13 protein-coding genes are annotated in these 16,418 nt (G+C 45.3%); 11 read left to right on the forward strand and 2 right to left on the reverse strand.

Translation table 11 applies throughout. The features are described 5' to 3' along the window. Nucleotides 1–66 precede the first annotated feature (66 nt). Together JZO70_RS00675 and JZO70_RS00680 are read left to right on the forward strand one after the other, a co-directional pair. On the forward strand, nt 67–1,755 hold the full coding sequence (locus tag JZO70_RS00675) for a metallophosphoesterase family protein (RefSeq protein WP_207671600.1): 1,689 nt from the start codon (nt 67–69) through the stop codon (nt 1,753–1,755). Between the two features lie 273 nt (nt 1,756–2,028). Further along, nucleotides 2,029–4,692, forward strand: a complete 2,664-nt coding sequence (locus tag JZO70_RS00680; RefSeq protein WP_207671713.1) for a cation-translocating P-type ATPase — start codon at nt 2,029–2,031, stop codon at nt 4,690–4,692. Nucleotides 4,693–4,768: 76 nt separating this feature from the next. On the opposite strand, the gene JZO70_RS00685 is transcribed toward JZO70_RS00680, so the two are convergent. Continuing rightward, a complete protein-coding gene (locus tag JZO70_RS00685) occupies nt 4,769–5,032 on the reverse strand; it encodes a type II toxin-antitoxin system Phd/YefM family antitoxin (RefSeq protein WP_207671601.1) in 264 nt (87 codons plus the stop codon). 490 nt (nt 5,033–5,522) lie between these two features. Here JZO70_RS00685 and JZO70_RS00690 point away from each other — a divergent pair, with 490 nt between their 5' ends. The 5 genes from JZO70_RS00690 (at nt 5,523) to lpdA (ending at nt 11,813) form a co-directional block, all read left to right on the forward strand. Beyond that, nucleotides 5,523–6,470, forward strand: coding sequence for a sugar-binding transcriptional regulator (locus JZO70_RS00690; RefSeq protein ID WP_207671602.1), 948 nt, complete (start codon nt 5,523–5,525; stop codon nt 6,468–6,470). Between the two features lie 69 nt (nt 6,471–6,539). Further along, entirely contained in the window at nt 6,540–7,541 is a 1,002-nt protein-coding gene (locus tag JZO70_RS00695) for a thiamine pyrophosphate-dependent dehydrogenase E1 component subunit alpha (protein ID WP_207671603.1), read from the forward strand. Nucleotides 7,542–8,204: 663 nt separating this feature from the next. After that, nucleotides 8,205–9,179 (forward strand): alpha-ketoacid dehydrogenase subunit beta, encoded by a 975-nt coding sequence (locus JZO70_RS00700; protein WP_207671604.1) that lies wholly within the window; start codon nt 8,205–8,207, stop codon nt 9,177–9,179. Between the two features lie 15 nt (nt 9,180–9,194). Beyond that, a complete protein-coding gene (locus JZO70_RS00705) occupies nt 9,195–10,409 on the forward strand; it encodes a dihydrolipoamide acetyltransferase family protein (RefSeq protein WP_207671605.1) in 1,215 nt (404 codons plus the stop codon). 12 nt (nt 10,410–10,421) lie between these two features. Further along, nucleotides 10,422–11,813 (forward strand): dihydrolipoyl dehydrogenase, encoded by a 1,392-nt coding sequence (gene lpdA, locus JZO70_RS00710; protein ID WP_207671606.1) that lies wholly within the window; start codon nt 10,422–10,424, stop codon nt 11,811–11,813. A 189-nt stretch (nt 11,814–12,002) separates the two neighbouring features. Here lpdA and proC read toward each other — a convergent pair whose 3' ends face one another. Beyond that, on the reverse strand, nt 12,003–12,815 hold the full coding sequence (gene proC / locus JZO70_RS00715; protein ID WP_207671607.1) for a pyrroline-5-carboxylate reductase: 813 nt from the start codon (nt 12,813–12,815) through the stop codon (nt 12,003–12,005). Nucleotides 12,816–12,995: 180 nt separating this feature from the next. Between proC and JZO70_RS00720 the strand changes: the two genes are divergently transcribed. The 4 genes from JZO70_RS00720 (at nt 12,996) to JZO70_RS00735 (ending at nt 16,245) form a co-directional block, all read left to right on the forward strand. Then, the gene (locus JZO70_RS00720) at nt 12,996–13,904 is read left to right on the forward strand and encodes a helix-turn-helix transcriptional regulator (RefSeq protein ID WP_207671714.1); all 909 of its coding nucleotides are present in this window, start codon (nt 12,996–12,998) and stop codon (nt 13,902–13,904) included. Next, a complete protein-coding gene (locus JZO70_RS00725) occupies nt 13,905–14,216 on the forward strand; it encodes a hypothetical protein (RefSeq protein WP_207671608.1) in 312 nt (103 codons plus the stop codon). Beyond that, on the forward strand, nt 14,213–14,770 hold the full coding sequence (locus JZO70_RS00730; RefSeq protein ID WP_207671609.1) for a hypothetical protein: 558 nt from the start codon (nt 14,213–14,215) through the stop codon (nt 14,768–14,770). The genes JZO70_RS00725 and JZO70_RS00730 overlap by 4 nt, the downstream gene beginning before the upstream one ends. 428 nt (nt 14,771–15,198) lie before the next feature. Continuing rightward, complete coding sequence (locus tag JZO70_RS00735) at nt 15,199–16,245, forward strand: DUF2922 family protein (protein ID WP_207671610.1); 1,047 nt, start codon at nt 15,199–15,201, stop codon at nt 16,243–16,245. The last annotated feature ends 173 nt before the right edge of the window (nt 16,246–16,418 follow it).

Raw genomic sequence — 16,418 nt, forward strand, 5'->3', positions numbered from 1 at the left:
TCTTCTTATTCTGGTTTTTACGGTATAATCTCCCTAAAGACAGAACAAGAAAGGTGGCAAACGAAAATGGATCAAGACAAAAATGCGTTGATTGCTAAAAAGCAAAGCCCAGTTTTGCCATCGGGAACGGGAAGTGGCTTGCCGCCGCAGTTGGCGGCAAGGGTAGAGTTTTATCCGGAAAATAAGCGGCGGCCAGTGAACAAGACGTTGTATAAAAATGAGTATTTTCAGCTGACCTATAATACGCGGGGGAACTCGATGGATATTTCTTCTAGGGGAGATATTGTGTATTCGGCGATTCCATATGATACGGCGAGAAATTATATTCAGCGGGCGGCGATTCAGTATTTGCTGCACCCGGAAGAGGCTCGGAAGTATATTGAATCCCATAAGGCTACTCTGGAAAAGTATTTGGGACTGAGTATTCTTCAAGTTGCAAACAAAAAAGTGGATAAAGATTCGCTGGAAGTAAAGCAGGCCTACAATGCGATTTTTCAAAATCCCTTGTTGGAGATCCAAATTTTAGGACGATTGCTGCAGCATGATGAAACGGGGCCGCTTTCGGCGAACTTGGCAGGGAAATTTTTATTTAGCGAAAATGTAAAAACCGGGATTTCAGAATATTTAGCGGAGTATCTGAATTTTGTGATTCAGTTGACGCAATTTTTCCCAGTCATGACTGACGGCCGGAATATTCAGCTACTGGAAGCGGAGCAGTCGGCGCCATTGCTCATTGATAATGGCCTGACCTTTGAATCGGATATTAAACCGGCGTTGGATTTGCTGCCACAAGAAGTGAATCAGCGGATTGCGGGATCGCTGGTGGCGGGGGATCAGCTGATGCCGTTAAGAAGCAAGCCGTTATTACGTTCGGAATATGGCAAAGAATTGTCAGAGGTTCGGAAAAATTATGTTGCCCATAGTGTGCATCCAGATGAGTTAGGGCAATATTTTGAAAATGTTCATTCGACGGGAAATGCTAATCTAGTCAATGTGGTGTCTGATATTCATGCGCTGGATGGTGAGCTACCCATCACCAACACGAACTTCAATATTTTGGCGGGGGATGTTTCTAATTCACGGGTAGTTAATGAAGAGATTCGCGGACTTTATGTGATTGGTGGTCATGAATTACTGGATGTGTTGCCGGACAATTCGGATCAGGCAGACAAAGAGTGGGATAAATGGCGGCCGTTTTTCAACTACGAATGGTTCAAGGAGCTTCGGACCAATACCGATGAGTTTTGGTACTTGCTGCCAGTGGGTGATCATGAGTTTTACGAAGTGGTGGAGGATGAACTAGCTAGCCGCTTCCCTAAAATGAATGTGCTGAACAATCGCAGTCTCGTTCATGATGGGATTCGCTATATTGGGCTGACGATTCCGGTCGTGCTGGTGCAGCGGAAAAAGGCGCAGCAGCAATTCATCCTGCGCATGCTGAAAGAACTGCTGGCTGAAGATCAGGAGATACCAACCGTGATTGTTTCTCACGCGCCGCTGTTTAACGAGCTGAGCATGCTTTTGCCAGATAGTGATGCATATAATAAGGAATACACTTGCTCGGAGCCGGAAATTGAGCAGCTGTTTGAAGACTACAATATTATTGGTGTGATTCACGGGCATCATCATATCCCGGCATCTTCACGACGATACAAATATACCGAGTTTGTCGGCAAGCGATTGTTTGTGGTGTGCTCGATATATTCAAGGATTAATACCGGGCTGGATCTGATGAGTGTCATAAATCCGGAGTAAGTTAGCAAGGGCTGCTTATACCTTTCTTTACCCTTAGGCATAAAAATGGTGAAATTGTCGGGCATCCGTTATGCTTATTAGACAGTAAGATTATTCCTTGGGGGAGTAACCGGCAACAGTTGTTGCAATAATGCCAACAGTAAGTTAGTCGCAAGACTTTCTGGTATTATTTGAAACGGTGAGACCTAAGACAAGTTCGCTTGTCTTAGGTCTCCTTTTTTGTAGAATAAATTGCTGAAAAAAATCAAGGGAGAATCGCGATTGACACAAGAAATGTATCAAAAAAAATTGTCCGAAGTTCTAGTTGAGACTCGTACATCAGAAGAAGGGCTGACCAAGCAGGAGGCGCAGACGCGTTTAACTGATCAGGGTCCGAATCAACTGAAGGAAGCGCCGCGGAAATCTAGTCTTCAGCTGTTTTTTGAAACGTTCAAAGATGCCATGGTGATTGTCCTGTTAATTGTTGCGACGGTTCAGCTGGTGATGGGGGCTTATGTAGAGTCCATCGTAATCTTTGCGGTACTGCTGCTGAACTCAGTAGTTAGTGTCGTTCAGACGAAAAAGGCGGAAGGATCCTTGGCGGCTTTGAAAAGTTTATCAGCACCAGACGCCAACGTAATTCGCGAAGGCAAGGAACTGTCGATTTTGGCGATGGACTTAGTGGTTGGTGATGTGGTTCTATTGGAAGCCGGCGACTATGTGCCTGCCGATGGCCGTTTGCTGGAAGAGGGTTCATTGAAGGTAGATGAAGGAATGCTGACGGGGGAATCGACGCCAGCGGAAAAAGAAGTGCAAATGATTGAAGCAACAGTTCCGATCGGGGATCGTTTGAATATGGTTTGCAGTGGAACGATCGTGACTTACGGCCGCGGGAAATTTGTGGTAACCGCTACTGGGAATAATACGGCGATCGGTGAAGTGGCTGGCTTGCTGGAAACAACGGTGGAACAAAAGACGCCGTTGCAGCGGGGCTTGGATCGTTTCAGTAAGAAGCTAAGTCTAGCAATTTTAGGATTGTCGTTAGTTATTTTAGGTGTGCAGGTAGCCCGGATTTTCATGGGCGGCGGCTCTGGCGATATGACGGCTGACTTGGTAAATGCCTTTATGTTCGCGATTGCAGTAGCAGTGGCGGCCATTCCGGAAGCGTTGCAGTCGATTGTGACGATTGTCTTGTCACTGGGAACGAAAAAGATGGCCAAGGAACATGCGATTATTCGCAAGTTGCCGGCTGTAGAAACTTTAGGCTCAACTAGCGTCATTTGTACCGATAAGACCGGGACGTTAACGCAAAATCGCATGACGGTAGTGGATTACTTTTTACCTAATGGTCAGACTGGTGAATTCTCGAAGACACCGGAAAATTGGACAAAGGATGAGCGTCGTTTAGTGGAAATTAGCGTGTTAGCTAATGATGCAGCGATTGCGGAAGATGGCGCGAAACTTGGTGACCCTACCGAAGTGGCTTTAATTGATTTTAGTAATAAGCAGGAACAGCCTTACAATGATGTGCGGAAAAAATACCCGCGGATCAACGAATTGCCCTTTGATTCGGATCGTAAATTGATGTCCACCCAGCATGAGATTGATGGCGAGAAGCTGCTTTTGACTAAAGGTGGACCAGATATTGTTATTAACCGCAGTAGTCAGGTATTGGTAGACGGCGAAGTGGTTCCCATGACGGAAGAGCACAAGCAGCGGATTCAGCAGCAGAATGAAGCTTTCTCTGAACGGGCCTTGCGAGTTTTGGCTTTTGCTTATAAACCGTTGGCTGATCGGGATTTAGAATTTGAAGATGAAGAAGAGTTAGTCTTTGTCGGCCTAATGGCGATGATTGATCCGCCGCGGGAGGAAGTTTTCCAAGCGGTAAGTGATGCTCGCGATGCAGGCATGAAGACGGTGATGATCACTGGTGACCACAAGACAACGGCGGTGGCGATTGCTAAAGAGATTGGGATTTCCGCCGATGGCGATTTGGCTTTAACGGGAACGGAACTGGATCAATTAAGTGAAGAAGAATTGATGGAACGTTTGGAACAAGTAACCGTTTATGCGCGGGTTTCACCGGAAAACAAGATCCGCATTATCCGAGCTTGGCAAAACAAGGGAAAAATTTCCGCTATGACAGGGGATGGTGTCAACGATGCGCCGGCTTTGAAGCAGGCGGATATTGGGATTGCCATGGGAACCGGGACAGACGTTGCCAAAGATGCAGCGGCGATGGTGCTGACCGACGACAACTTTGCTTCTATTATTAGTGCAGTGAAGGTTGGCCGGAATGTGTACGACAACATCAAAAAGGCGATCGCTTATCTGTTTGCTGGTAACTTAGGGGCAATCATTGCGATTATCGTTGCTTTGGTGATGGGCTGGAACAATCCATTTACTGCCTTACAGCTGTTGTTCATCAACTTAGTGAATGATTCGCTGCCGGCGATTGCTTTAGGAATGGAGAAACCGGAGCCGACGATTATGCAGCGGGCGCCGCGAGATCCTGATGAAGGGATTTTCACTGGCAAGACCTTGAGTTCGGTGACTTATCGAGGGATTTTGATTGCGGCGGCAGTAATTTTTGCCCAATGGTTAGGGATGCAGGAATCAGCTGAATTAGGAATTGCGATGGCATTCTCTACCTTAATCATGAGCCGGACCTTGCAAACTTTGCCAGCTCGTTCCAATACCCAGACTTCTTGGCAAGCAGGATTCTTTGCTAACAAGATGGTTTGGCTGGCAATTCTCGTTTGTGGTGGCTTGTACAGTGTTACTTTGATTCCGGGTGTGCGGGAAATCTTTGCTATTCCCGCAAGCTTTACCTTGTCACATGTGGGAACCAGCTTAGTGTTGGCACTTGCAGCGGTGATCTTGATGGAGATTACCAAGCTGATTTTGCTGAAGGTTCAAGGACATTCGGCAGAGGAAATGGCTGATACAAAAGCATAATACTAATAGAAGAAATAAGAACCAGCTGGCAGAAGTTGATTGCAACTTTTTGTCAGCTGGTTTTTTGTGTTTGAATTTATAGAGCATCCCAATCAATACTATCAATATCGGTAAATCCGCTGTCGTCTTTTTCACGAGACCTCACCTGAGCCAACGTGCCTGTTTGTTCAAGCAGGAGTGTTTCTTGAATCCTTCGCCACTCAGACAAGCCAACTAAGACAGCATCATTTTCGCCTTGCTCATCAATGATTTCAATTACAGTGTGAGTTTGGTTGACTGCTTCTAATAATTGATCGAGGTTCCTTTTGGCAGTGCTAGACTTTACTGATGTCCTATTCATTGGATTCACTCTCCTTGCTTACAGTATAACTGAAAATTAATCATACAAAAACAGGAACCAGAGTCCTCTGATTCAGCCGTCGTGGTGATTGGTCAGCCGAAATTCACCTCGGATGTTCCGAAAATCGACGGAACCCCGTTTATTACAAAATTTGGTATGGAGGCCTGCTGCGATAAAGTGATCGAAGCGCTTCAATAAACCCTTAATGAACCAATGAAGCCATTGATCCGAAGGCAGCCTGTTAACAAAACAGCGCAGCTGGTTGGAGTCAGTGGCTTCACTGCTTTTCACAAACGTAACATTTGCCAGATGGGATTGGCAAAATAGAACATATTATAAATATGGGCTTCAGGCTTCAGAATGCGTTGACATCGGCTTCAAATCGACCTACTATAAGAGTGTAACATATGTCACATGATAGAACATATGATAGATCGAGGTAAGTTGGCGGCTATTCACAAAGTGTGGGCAGCCTGTTGGAGGGTGAGAAATGAGTTATTCGGATGATCGCAGGTTGTTGATCGAGATCGCCTCAATGTATTACGAAGAGGGAGCCAAGCAGTCAGAGGTTGCCAAGAAATTTAACATTAGTCGTTCGTTAGTATCTAAGTATTTGTCGAAGGCCCGTAAATTAGGGTTGGTGGAAATCATCATCCATGACGATTTGGCTCATCCCTATCGATTGTTGGAAGAGAAAATTGTTGAACAGTATGGTTTGCAGGAAGTGATCTGCATCGCGCCGACTGGAGTCGAGATGTTAAGCAAACGGATCGGAACTGCCGCAGCCAAGTATTTGGCCAGAATTTTACAGCCCAATCAACGTGTGGGGCTTTCAGCCGGAACGGTGGTCCACGAAGCGGCGATGAATTTTTCCCCGAAAAATCAACTGGAGAATGTGAAGTTTATTCCTTTAGTGGGCGGGCTTGGTCAGGAACATATGGCATTACAGGCCAACGTGGTCTGCGAATTGTTCGCTAAGAAAAGTGACAGTGTAGCGGTGGAATTGCACGCGCCCATCACGGTGGATTCAGCGGCAGCCAAGCAGGTATTTATGGAACAGTCCTTTATTAAGCAAGTGTTCGACGAAGGCAAGCAAGTGGATGTTGCGCTAGTGGGAGTCGGAGGAGTACCGGCCTACTCCACCATGACGAAAACCTATTTGTTAGCTGACTCAGATCAAATGAAAGTTGAACTGTCTGACCGGAAAATTGCCGGCGATATTTGCTACAACTTTATTGATCAAGAGGGCAACCTGGCCGATTGTACCTGGAACGAACGGGTGTTAGCCATTGACTTAGCAGATTTGAAGAATATTCCGACCCGCATCGGTGTTTCCGGCGGCAAGGAAAAGGTTGGCGGCATTCGCGCCGCGTTAAAAGCCGGGTTGATCAACGTGTTGATTACCGACGAAGAAACAGCCAAAGCATTACTAGATTAAGACCACTTTGATTTTGCTGGAAGCAGCAGGATTGGTGATAGATATGAATCATGAAAAGGAGCGTAAATTATGTCAGAGACAACTAAAATGTCCGTACCAAATCGTGCAGGATTGACCGACGAAGATCTAAAAAAAGTATTTAGAACGATGTGGGAAATTCGTTACTTCGATGAAAAGGTGGATCAGCTGTTTGCCAAAGGATTAATCCATGGAACGACTCACTTAGCAGTAGGTCAGGAATCCTCATCAGCTGGAAGCGGGGCCGTGTTAAGAAAAACCGACTGGATTACCGCCACTCACCGAGGCCATGGTCAAACCATTGCTAAAGGGTGCAACATTAATGAAATGATGGCAGAACTTTTCGGTCGTACAACTGGGACAAACAATGGTAAAGGCGGTTCAATGCATATCGCCGATTTAGATACAGGAAACTTAGGCGCCAACGGAATTGTCGGCGGCGGGTTCCCAATTGCAACTGGAGCAGCTTTAACAGCGAAAATGAAGGGCTTGGACAATGTCGCTTTAGCTTATGCAGGTGATGGTTCTACTAATGAAGGTAGTTTCCACGAAGCAGTCAACTTAGCAGCTATCTGGGATTTGCCAGTTGTTTACTTCATTGAAAACAACCAATACGGCATGAGCGGTCCATTCAAAACCATGATGAGAGTCGACAAGCTTTCTGACCGGGCGAAGGCATACGGCATTGAAGGCGTTACCATCGACGGGAACGACTTGATCGAAGTCATCAACACGACTTACGATGCAGTGGAAAAAGCCCGCCGCGGTGAAGGACCAACCTTAATCGAAGCGATGACTTACCGTTGGAAAGGCCATTCAAAATCCGATGCCAAGAAATATCGTACCAAGGAAGAAGAAGAAGACTGGCGTAAAAACCGTGATCCGATCAAGCTGGCGAAAGAAAAATTTGTTGCTGCTGGATTGTTCACGGAAGAAGAAGCCGAAGCCATTCGCGTTGAATCAAAACAAGCAATTGAAGACGCAGTGAAATTCGCTGAAGAAAGCCCAATGCCAGAAATCGAAAGCATGTTTGAGGATGTATATTCGGACTGACATGACAGTCCAACTTTTCGCAGTCTGATTTGATCGAAGAGAAGTTAAATAGTTAGAACAATCTTTGCTAGAACCGTTTAGTTGGATGTTATGCGTACGACGATAAAGATAAATTTGTAAAATTTATCCCCTTTGTATGGAGTTAGCTGCCAACAATATAGCGTTAGATTTTGTGAGAAAAATGAATACCGTAGTATTAAAAAGGATGCCAGTTCCACTTTTCGCAGTCATTAATATTCGAGATCAATCAACGATTAAGAACTGAAACAAGGCTACGAATCACATAGTGGAATGGTACACGTGTTGAGAATAAAACTCATTTTTTCAGAGAAAAAATGATTACCTAAACACCGAAATAGGGTGCCAGCTCTACTTTTCGCAGTCATTAATTTTCGAGATCAATCAAAGATTAAGAACTGAAACTAGGCTACGAGTCACTTAGTAGAATGGTATACGGCGTTAAAATAAGACTCATTTTTCAGAAGCATTAACAAGGATGCCAGTTCCACTTTTCGCAGTGTATGAACGTTCGAGAGAAATTCAAAATCTCCGATCCGCATAAATTACGAACTACTTAGTGGAATGGTATGCGTATTGAGAATCAGACACATTTTTTCAGAGAAAAAATGATTACCTAAACACCGAAATAGGAGGAGCAAGTTGATGAGAGAAATCACTTATTCAGAAGCAGTAAGAGAAGCAATGTCAGAAGCGATGCGGGAAAACGAAGATGTCTTCTTGATGGGAGAAGATATTGGGATATATGGCGGGGCCTTTGGGGTCAGCCGGGGAATGTATGAAGAATTTGGGGAAGAACGGGTTCGTTCAACACCGATTGCCGAGTCAGTGATTGCTGGGGCATCAGTTGGTGCAGCGATGACAGGAATGCGTCCGATTTTTGAAATTCAGTTTTCAGACTTCATCGCGATCGCTTTGGACCAAATTGTCAACCAAGCAGCTAAAATCCGTTACATGTACGGCGGAAAAGCGAAGATTCCTTTGGTAATGCGTACACCAGGCGGATCAGGAACGGGAGCTGCGGCTCAGCATTCTCAAAGCTTGGAAAACTGGACTGCTCATATTCCGGGACTGAAAGTTATTCAACCAGCCACTGCTTATGATGCAAAAGGCTTGCTGCATGCAGCGATTGAAGATGACAATCCCGTGATGTTCTACGAGCATAAATTATGCTACCGGACAACTTCGGATGTACCAGAAGGCAAATACACGATTCCAATTGGTGTAGCTGATGTGAAACGTGAAGGTAAAGATATTTCCATCGTAGCAACGGGAATCATGGTTCATAAAGCTTTGGAAGCAGCGGACATCTTAGCTGAAGAAGGCATTGACGTTGAAGTGGTTGATCCGCGGACCTTGGTACCGTTGGATAAAGACACGATTGTTGAATCAGTGATGAAAACCGGAAAAGCAGTGGTTGTTACCGAAGCCGTGAAGCGCAGTGGATTTAGTGCGGAGCTAGCCAGCGTAATTGCCGAAAGCGAATCTTTTGATTTCTTGGATGCACCGATCATTCGTTTAGCTGGTAAAGAGATTCCGATGCCTTATCATCCTGAACTAGAACGCAGAGCCGTACCGCAAGTAGAAGACATTGTTGATGCTTGCCGCGGATTGATGTAGGGAGGGAGAAAAATTATGGCAAATGAAGTACTAATGCCCAAATTAAGCTCCACGATGGATGTGGGAACCATCACCACTTGGTTTAAAGAAGAAGGGGATTCTGTTGAAGTAGGCGAAGCGATTTTCGAAGTTATGACCGACAAAATTGCGATTGAAGTCGAAGCATACGACGAAGGAATTCTATTGAAAAAATATATTGGCGACGATGAAAGTGCGCCGGTTAACTCAGTAATTGCCTACATTGGTGAAGCCGGAGAAAAAGTTCCAGACGAAATGCCTGGCGCCGAAGCAGAAGCGGCTCCTGAAAAAGCCGAAGAAGCGCCAAAAGCTGACGCAGCACCAGCTGCAGCCGAAGCAACCAGCAACGTGGTGGCGAAAAATATCCGAGCTACACCTGCTGCCCGCCGGATTGCCCGTGAAAAAGGCATCGACTTGCAAAAGGTCAACGGCTCTGGACCAAAAGGCCGGATCCAAGCCTTAGATGTAGCCAATTACGAAGAAAAACCAGCCGCACCAGCAGCTGCAGCAGCAACCGACGAAGGGGAATTAATCCCATGGAGCGGTATGCGTAAAGTGATCGCTGATCGCATGCTTAACAGCAAAACCACGATTCCGCATGTCACTATGAATGCTGAAGTCGACATGACGAAATTAAAAGAATTACGGGGCCAACTGCTGCCAATGGTGGAAGAACAAACCGGCAACCGGATCTCATTCTTGGAAATCATCATCAAAGCCGCAATGGTGGCGTTGAAATCTTACCCAGAATTCAATGCGCATGCGTTAGATGAAGGTATCAAACGTTTCAAAGACGTGAACATGGGCGTAGCTGTGGCGGTGCCAGCTGGTTTAGTCGTTCCAGTGGTGCAAAATGCCAGCGCAATGGGTCTAAGCGATTTGACCAAATCAGTAAAAGAAGTCACGCAAAAAGCTCGCGATGGACAATTAATGCCGCAGGAAATGAGCGGTGGTACCTTTACCGTCAGCTCATTAGGCCGCAGTAAAGTCCAAAGCTTCAATCCAATCATCAATGCACCGGAAGTAGCAATTTTAGGTGTCGGCGGCATGTATGACAAATTAGTCTTAACGGAAACCGGCGAAGTGAAGAATGTTTCGACATTAACACTTTCCCTATCCTTCGACCACCGCGTGGCAGACGGCGCACCAGCGGCAGCCTTCTTAAGTACTATTGTTGATATGTTGGAAAATCCAATGAGCTTGTTGTTATAAGGGGAGATGGCTATGACGAAAAAGACAGATACAGTAGTGATCGGGGCCGGACCTGGCGGCTATGTAGCAGCGATTCGCGCGGCTCAGTTAGGTCAAAAAGTAACAGTTGTCGAAGCTGAGCATGTCGGCGGCGTGTGTTTAAATGTCGGCTGTATTCCTTCCAAAGCCTTAATCACAGCGGGCCATCGCTACCAAGAAGCGCAGCACTCTGATTTTCTAGGCTTAAAAACCAAAGAAGTCGAGTTAGATTTCGAGAAAACGCAAAAATGGAAAAACGAAAAAGTGGTTAAAACCTTAACTTCAGGGGTAGCGATGCTATTGAAGAAAAACGGTGTAACGACGATTGACGGTCGAGCACGTTTTGTCGGCAAAAACACCCTTGAGATTGAAACGAAAAAAGGCAAAGAAAAACTAGATTTCAAACACGCGATTATCGCTACCGGCAGTCGTCCGATTGAAATCCCCGGCTTTAAATTCGGCGGTCGGGTGTTAGATTCTACCGGCGGCTTGAATTTAAAAGAAATTCCGAAAAAATTTGCGATTATCGGCGGCGGGATTGTTGGTTCTGAACTAGGCGGCGCGTATGCCAACCTTGGATCAGAAGTGACCATCATTGAAGGCACACCAAGCATTTTGCCGAACTTTGAAGCCGATATCCAACAAATGGTAACGAAAAACTTCAAAAAGAACGGCATCAACGTCTTTACCGGTGCTAAAGCTAAAAGTGCTGTGGAAAAAGGCGACAAGGTTGTCGTTGAATTTGAAGCCAAAGGCAAAACCGAAAAAGTTGAAGTGGATTACGTAATGGTCACCGTTGGCCGGAAACCAAACACCGATGACTTAGGTCTAGACAAAGCTGGGGTTCAATTAAACGAACGCAACCTAGTGAAAGTCGATGAACAATACCGCACCACCCAGAAAAATATTTTTGCCATTGGCGATATTGTGCCAGGCTTAGCTTTGGCCCATAAAGCTAGCTATGAAGCTAAAATTGCCGCAGAAGTGATTGCCGGCAAAAATGTTGCCAAAGATTATCGGGCGATTCCGTCAATTTGCTTTACCGATCCTGAAATTGCAACGGTGGGTTACACCTTAGCTGAAGCCAAAGAACAAGGCATCAAGGCGAAAAGTGTCAACTTCCCAATGCAAGCTAACGGACGGGCACTGTCACTGAATGCGACAGAAGGCTTCGTACGATTGGTATTTGAAAAAGATACTGAACTCGTTCTAGGTGCCCAAATTGTTGGGGTCAATGCCAGCGACTTGATCGCCGAAGTTACTTTGGCCATCGAATCCTTCTTAACCTTAGAAGATATTGCCTTGACGATTCACGGTCATCCAACCTTATCAGAAATGGTAATGGATGCTACCGAGGTAGGACTAGGTTTACCAATTCATATGTAATTTTGCGAAAAGCATGGACGAGTGTTCATGCTTTTTGTCTATTTGTGTTGAGATGGGACTTTTAGAATAATTGAGAAAAAGAGAAAAAGAGAAAAAGAGAAAAAGAGAAAAAGAGAAATAGGGAAATAGGGAAATAGGGAAATAGGGACTGCACCGTATTTCAAAGTACGGCGCAGTCCCTTTTATCGGCTATTTTTGATTCAATTCCCAATCTCTTCGAATCGTCGCATCGATGCCTTTAATGACGGTGGAAATAAAGGCATTGTTTTCTAGTTCCACAATCCCAGCGACCGTGGTGCCACCTGGTGAGCTGACCCGATCGATCAAGGTCCAAGGATTTTCACCGCTGGCGGCCAGCATTTCGGCGCTGCCCAAGATGGCTTGCGTCGCCATTTCCAAGGCGATGTCTTTTGGCATGCCGTTTTTCACTGCTGCTCGAGCGATAGAATCAATGAACAAGAAGGCATAAGCTGGTGAGCTGCCGGCGATTGCTGTGAAGATGGAGAAGTAATGCTCATCCAACTGCCAAGCCTTGCCAATGGCATTAAACAAAGCGATCACATTGTCCACGTCTTCTTTTGTGGCATGAGGATTTCCGCAAACCGCCGCTGCACCTTGACCTACCATCGCATTCACATTTGGCATAACCCGCACAATCCGAATCGGCTGATCGGTTTCAAAAACCTCGTAAATGGCTTCAGTACTAGTTCCCGCTGCAATCGACACTACCAAGGGTTGGTTGGTGAGAATTTCTTCCTTGGCTTCCTGCAATACTCCTTTAATTACATTTGGTTTCACCGCTAAAATCACGGTATCCACGGTTTGAATTAATTCTTGTGGGTCAGCAACAGCATGTGCACCTAATTTAGCAGCAAAAGCCTGCACCTTTTCTGTCGCAATATCATAAAGATATAAATCCTTCGCTTCGCTAAACTGATTATCCACCAGACCTTGTGCAATCGCTGAGGCCATATTTCCGGCACCAATAAATCCAATTTTCATAAATTATCCCTCCAAAAAGTGTTTGATTCCAATCTTTCTGTTATACTGATAAGGTTATTATAGAGTGTTTTTATCTTGTGAAAAATAGTGTAGATAAAGAAAAAAGTGTTGGATGATAAGGTGGTGGCGAAAATCGCATATTTCAACGAAACCCATTACGAAGCCTTCTACCAGTTTTTGATGACCTTGGACTGCTACCTGCATGACAACGGGGCGATGGCTAAAGAGGTGGCAGCTTTTGCGGCGAATCCCCAGCGAGAAATTGCGGCCTTTGTTTCCCAGGAAGCCCAAGGAAAGGTGGAAGTTCCTCAAGGCTATACGCGAATTTTGTACATTTTGGAAGGGGAAGCGCGGGTAGAAATCGACGGAGAAACAGCCGACTTTCAAGCAGGACATTTGTTTTTAACCAATGGTCGTACGAAAATAGTGTATGAAGAAAGGCCGCAGACCGCGGTAGTCAGCTTTTATTTCAAAGACAGTTACTTTACTGATTCGCTGCTGACGCAATTTGCCGAAGAGCAGCAGCTGTATCGCTTTTTTGTGGAGGCTATCAGTGAGGAGTTTCGCCAAATCAGCCGCTATATGATTTTTCATTTTGCCCAAATGACCGATGTCCACGTCTATTCGCTGCTGCTGTTAAAGCAGGTGGTGAAGATGTACTATTTCAACAATAAAGTAACCAAGGCTGCGTTTGTGTTGTTAGTGGTTGAGATCAGTCAAGGGGCCGATCAAGCGCTGGTGAAAAAGGACCGCTATGTGGCCAACGATCAGCTGATTGAAGAGGTGCTGGCCTATATTGATACCATGATTCGCACCGTAAAGCTGGAGGAAACGGCGGATTATTTCCATTTCCATCCCAATTATTTGTCGGCGCTGTTAAAGGAAAAAACCGGACAGACCTTTACTGAGATTGTGCTGCATAAACGCATCCAGTTAGCTAAAAAGAATCTAGCCCAAACGAACTTGTCAGTGCAGGAAATTGTGGAGCACTTAGGCTACAAAGACAAAGCCTTTTTCTATAAAAAATTCAAGCAGGCAGTGGGCATGACTCCGCGGACTTACCGCATCCATTGCAAGGAGGGAAAATAAATGTACGAAGAAAATTTTCAAGAGTTGAACTTGCACGTTGTAGAATTACCGATTGAGTGGGCGGAAACGGCGCCGATTTATTCCGGCTATTTAAGAGAACTGCCCTTTATCACCGGGGAAGGAAACTCGAAGAAGGAGCTTTATCGCCAGCTGCTGGAGCAATACCAAGCCTATCGTGAGGAGCAGCAAAAAGATAAGGTGGAAGACGAGGCAGAAGAAGAAACCTTGTTAAGTGCCAAAGACTTCTTCCGCTACTATGATGGGGAAACGCCAGATGATTTGTCTTGGTTTGATTTGGAGGGGAAAGAATGACCGTCATTCAATTATATGTTCAGGAGACCCCAGTACTGACCTTTCAAAGGGCCAGTCTGACGTTGCTGGGTGAAACCCATGTGGTGGTGGTTAATAAAGGCTATCGCTTAAATCAACGGGAAGAGTTGTTCCAGGAATTGGAGGATGCCTGTCTTCAATTAATCCAGAAGGGCTATGAATTGCTGGAAAGTATCGGCGAAACCGAAGATTTTATTGACTTTGCCTACATCAATTACGAAAATGTTTTAGCTTCTCCTACCTTGGAGCAGCTGCTGCAGTTTCCTTTTACTAAGGTTAACGAACAGCTGACGGCGGTTTTTCAGGAAGTCGCGGATGTAATCACCGACAAGTTTTTCGAAGAACTCACCAACCGTTTAGAAGAAGTCACTGACGATGAAGTGGTAATGGAGTCTCATTTGGGGGAAGATGAGCTGCAGCTGGAGGTTCTGCTGCCGCGGCCATTTACCGAAACGGTGGACTTGAAGCAGCTGATGACTGATTATCAAGGAACGTTGGACGAGGTCACCCGCTGGTTTTTGGAAGCATTGATGTGAAGCGACTGTCTGCGGATGGTCGTTTTTTAATTGAAGAAGTCTGCAAAACCTTGTTAGCAGGAAATAAGAAGCTTGGTGCAAGCACTTTGTGACTGTATAAATTATAAAATAACATATGTTATTTTATGCAGAAATGATCTTCCAACTTCCCTTAATCATCTTCGTGGACAAAATTCAGTCGGAAACAAAGTGTGAAAGTTTTGAGAATAGTAAAGATGAATAATTTTTAAAATAATCATTGATTTTTGATTAGTTATTTATTAGAATAGAAACACGGATAAAAAAACCTCTGTAATGCTATAATTCTAGATTAGGCGGAGAGGGTTTGAAATAAATGACTGAATCAACTACATAATTGAGGAACCGATTACTAAGCGCTGACTGTTTTTTGAAAAAATACACTATCACGAATATGAGGAGATATGACCATGACGACAACTACGAAACCGCTTTTAAGCAGACAATTTTACGGAATGGGTGTCAAAAATCTTGAAGCTAGATTTTTATTATATAAGAATGAAAAAAATGATGCCGCTTACTTAGTGCAAGGGGCGCTAGCTGTCATGGTCAGAAATGCCCTTTGTCCAGCAGACTTTTCTTTCTTCGCAGAGGATTTGGTCCGTGAATTGTTTATGGAAGACTATGATCTTTCAGCGGTTCGTGAATTGTGCGTTTATTTCAAAAAATATTTTAACGAAGAAGAGTGGACAGGGGTGACGACTCGTCTATTCCCTGATCAACAAGAATTTGCTCGATTAGAAGAGCGAACGCGTGGACATATCGAGAAGGTCCAACCCTTGCTGTACTCCAAGGACCGGCCAGTTGAGGTGAAGGCTAGTCTGGTCACTACCTTTGAAGATGAAAATGGCAAAAAACACGGTTGGACACTTAGTAATGTGGATCCCAACCTGACAACAGAGGATCATGACGCGCTGTTAACGATTTTGACTACCTTGGATATTTTCCAAAAGGATGGTGTTCGACGGTTTGCTAAAGTTGTCGGCGCCTATTACCATCTGGTGCAGGTTACGATTGATCCGAAGGCGGTAAAAGAAGAGGAGCCGGAAGTGCAGGAAGCGAAGTTTGCTGCATTGCCGAAGGTGGCTTCACTATCAACCGGTGTCGAAATAGAAACGTCGGATCCTCAAGACGAACGCCGTCAAGAACAGTCTTCTGACGAGGTTAAGAACACTTTGCTGGAGGAGGAAGAAGCTGCACCGGGGTCTCAGGATGAACTGCCTAGTCCAAAGCTGACCGGGTTATTTCAAAACGATCTTTCGGGCTTGCCGCTTGTCGAGTCGCTGAAGAATATGTTGAATCTAGCGAAACGTGAATCGCCTGTCGTTGGAGTTGGGGGCGATCCAGCGGATGTCGTAAAAAATAAAGGGGACTCCTCCGGTAAAAACAAACCGACACCCCCTTCAAATCAGCCAAAGAAGAAAAAACGGAAAAAGCGGCGGGGAAAGAAGCGTTGATCATCTGCAAGTAATTTGCTGCCCGGCCAGCGGGAGTCTGTTCAGCAGCAGGTGAAACAGTGGTGATGTTCAAGCTTATTCCAGCGGCCAGTAATTTTTGTGCTGCTGGAGCAAGCCTTGTGCTGGGACGGATTTATTTGGAGTCGCCAAGTACGGCAGGTATCAGATCGGCG

Source organism: Candidatus Enterococcus moelleringii, from assembly GCF_017377575.1.
GTDB classification, from domain to species: Bacteria; Bacillota; Bacilli; order Lactobacillales; family Enterococcaceae; genus Enterococcus_A; species Enterococcus_A moelleringii.

Coding starts and splice junctions, on each gene's coding strand:
- JZO70_RS00690 (WP_207671602.1), top strand. CDS start 5,523: ATGAGTTATTCGGATGATCGCAGGTTGTTGATCGAGATCGCCTCAATG.
- JZO70_RS00695 (WP_207671603.1), top strand. CDS start 6,540: ATGTCAGAGACAACTAAAATGTCCGTACCAAATCGTGCAGGATTGACC.
- JZO70_RS00705 (WP_207671605.1), top strand. CDS start 9,195: ATGGCAAATGAAGTACTAATGCCCAAATTAAGCTCCACGATGGATGTG.
- JZO70_RS00735 (WP_207671610.1), top strand. CDS start 15,199: ATGACGACAACTACGAAACCGCTTTTAAGCAGACAATTTTACGGAATG.
- lpdA (WP_207671606.1), top strand. CDS start 10,422: ATGACGAAAAAGACAGATACAGTAGTGATCGGGGCCGGACCTGGCGGC.
- JZO70_RS00700 (WP_207671604.1), top strand. CDS start 8,205: ATGAGAGAAATCACTTATTCAGAAGCAGTAAGAGAAGCAATGTCAGAA.
- JZO70_RS00685 (WP_207671601.1), bottom strand. CDS start 5,032: ATGAATAGGACATCAGTAAAGTCTAGCACTGCCAAAAGGAACCTCGAT.
- JZO70_RS00730 (WP_207671609.1), top strand. CDS start 14,213: ATGACCGTCATTCAATTATATGTTCAGGAGACCCCAGTACTGACCTTT.
- proC (WP_207671607.1), bottom strand. CDS start 12,815: ATGAAAATTGGATTTATTGGTGCCGGAAATATGGCCTCAGCGATTGCA.
- JZO70_RS00720 (WP_207671714.1), top strand. CDS start 12,996: ATGACCTTGGACTGCTACCTGCATGACAACGGGGCGATGGCTAAAGAG.
- JZO70_RS00675 (WP_207671600.1), top strand. CDS start 67: ATGGATCAAGACAAAAATGCGTTGATTGCTAAAAAGCAAAGCCCAGTT.
- JZO70_RS00725 (WP_207671608.1), top strand. CDS start 13,905: ATGTACGAAGAAAATTTTCAAGAGTTGAACTTGCACGTTGTAGAATTA.
- JZO70_RS00680 (WP_207671713.1), top strand. CDS start 2,029: ATGTATCAAAAAAAATTGTCCGAAGTTCTAGTTGAGACTCGTACATCA.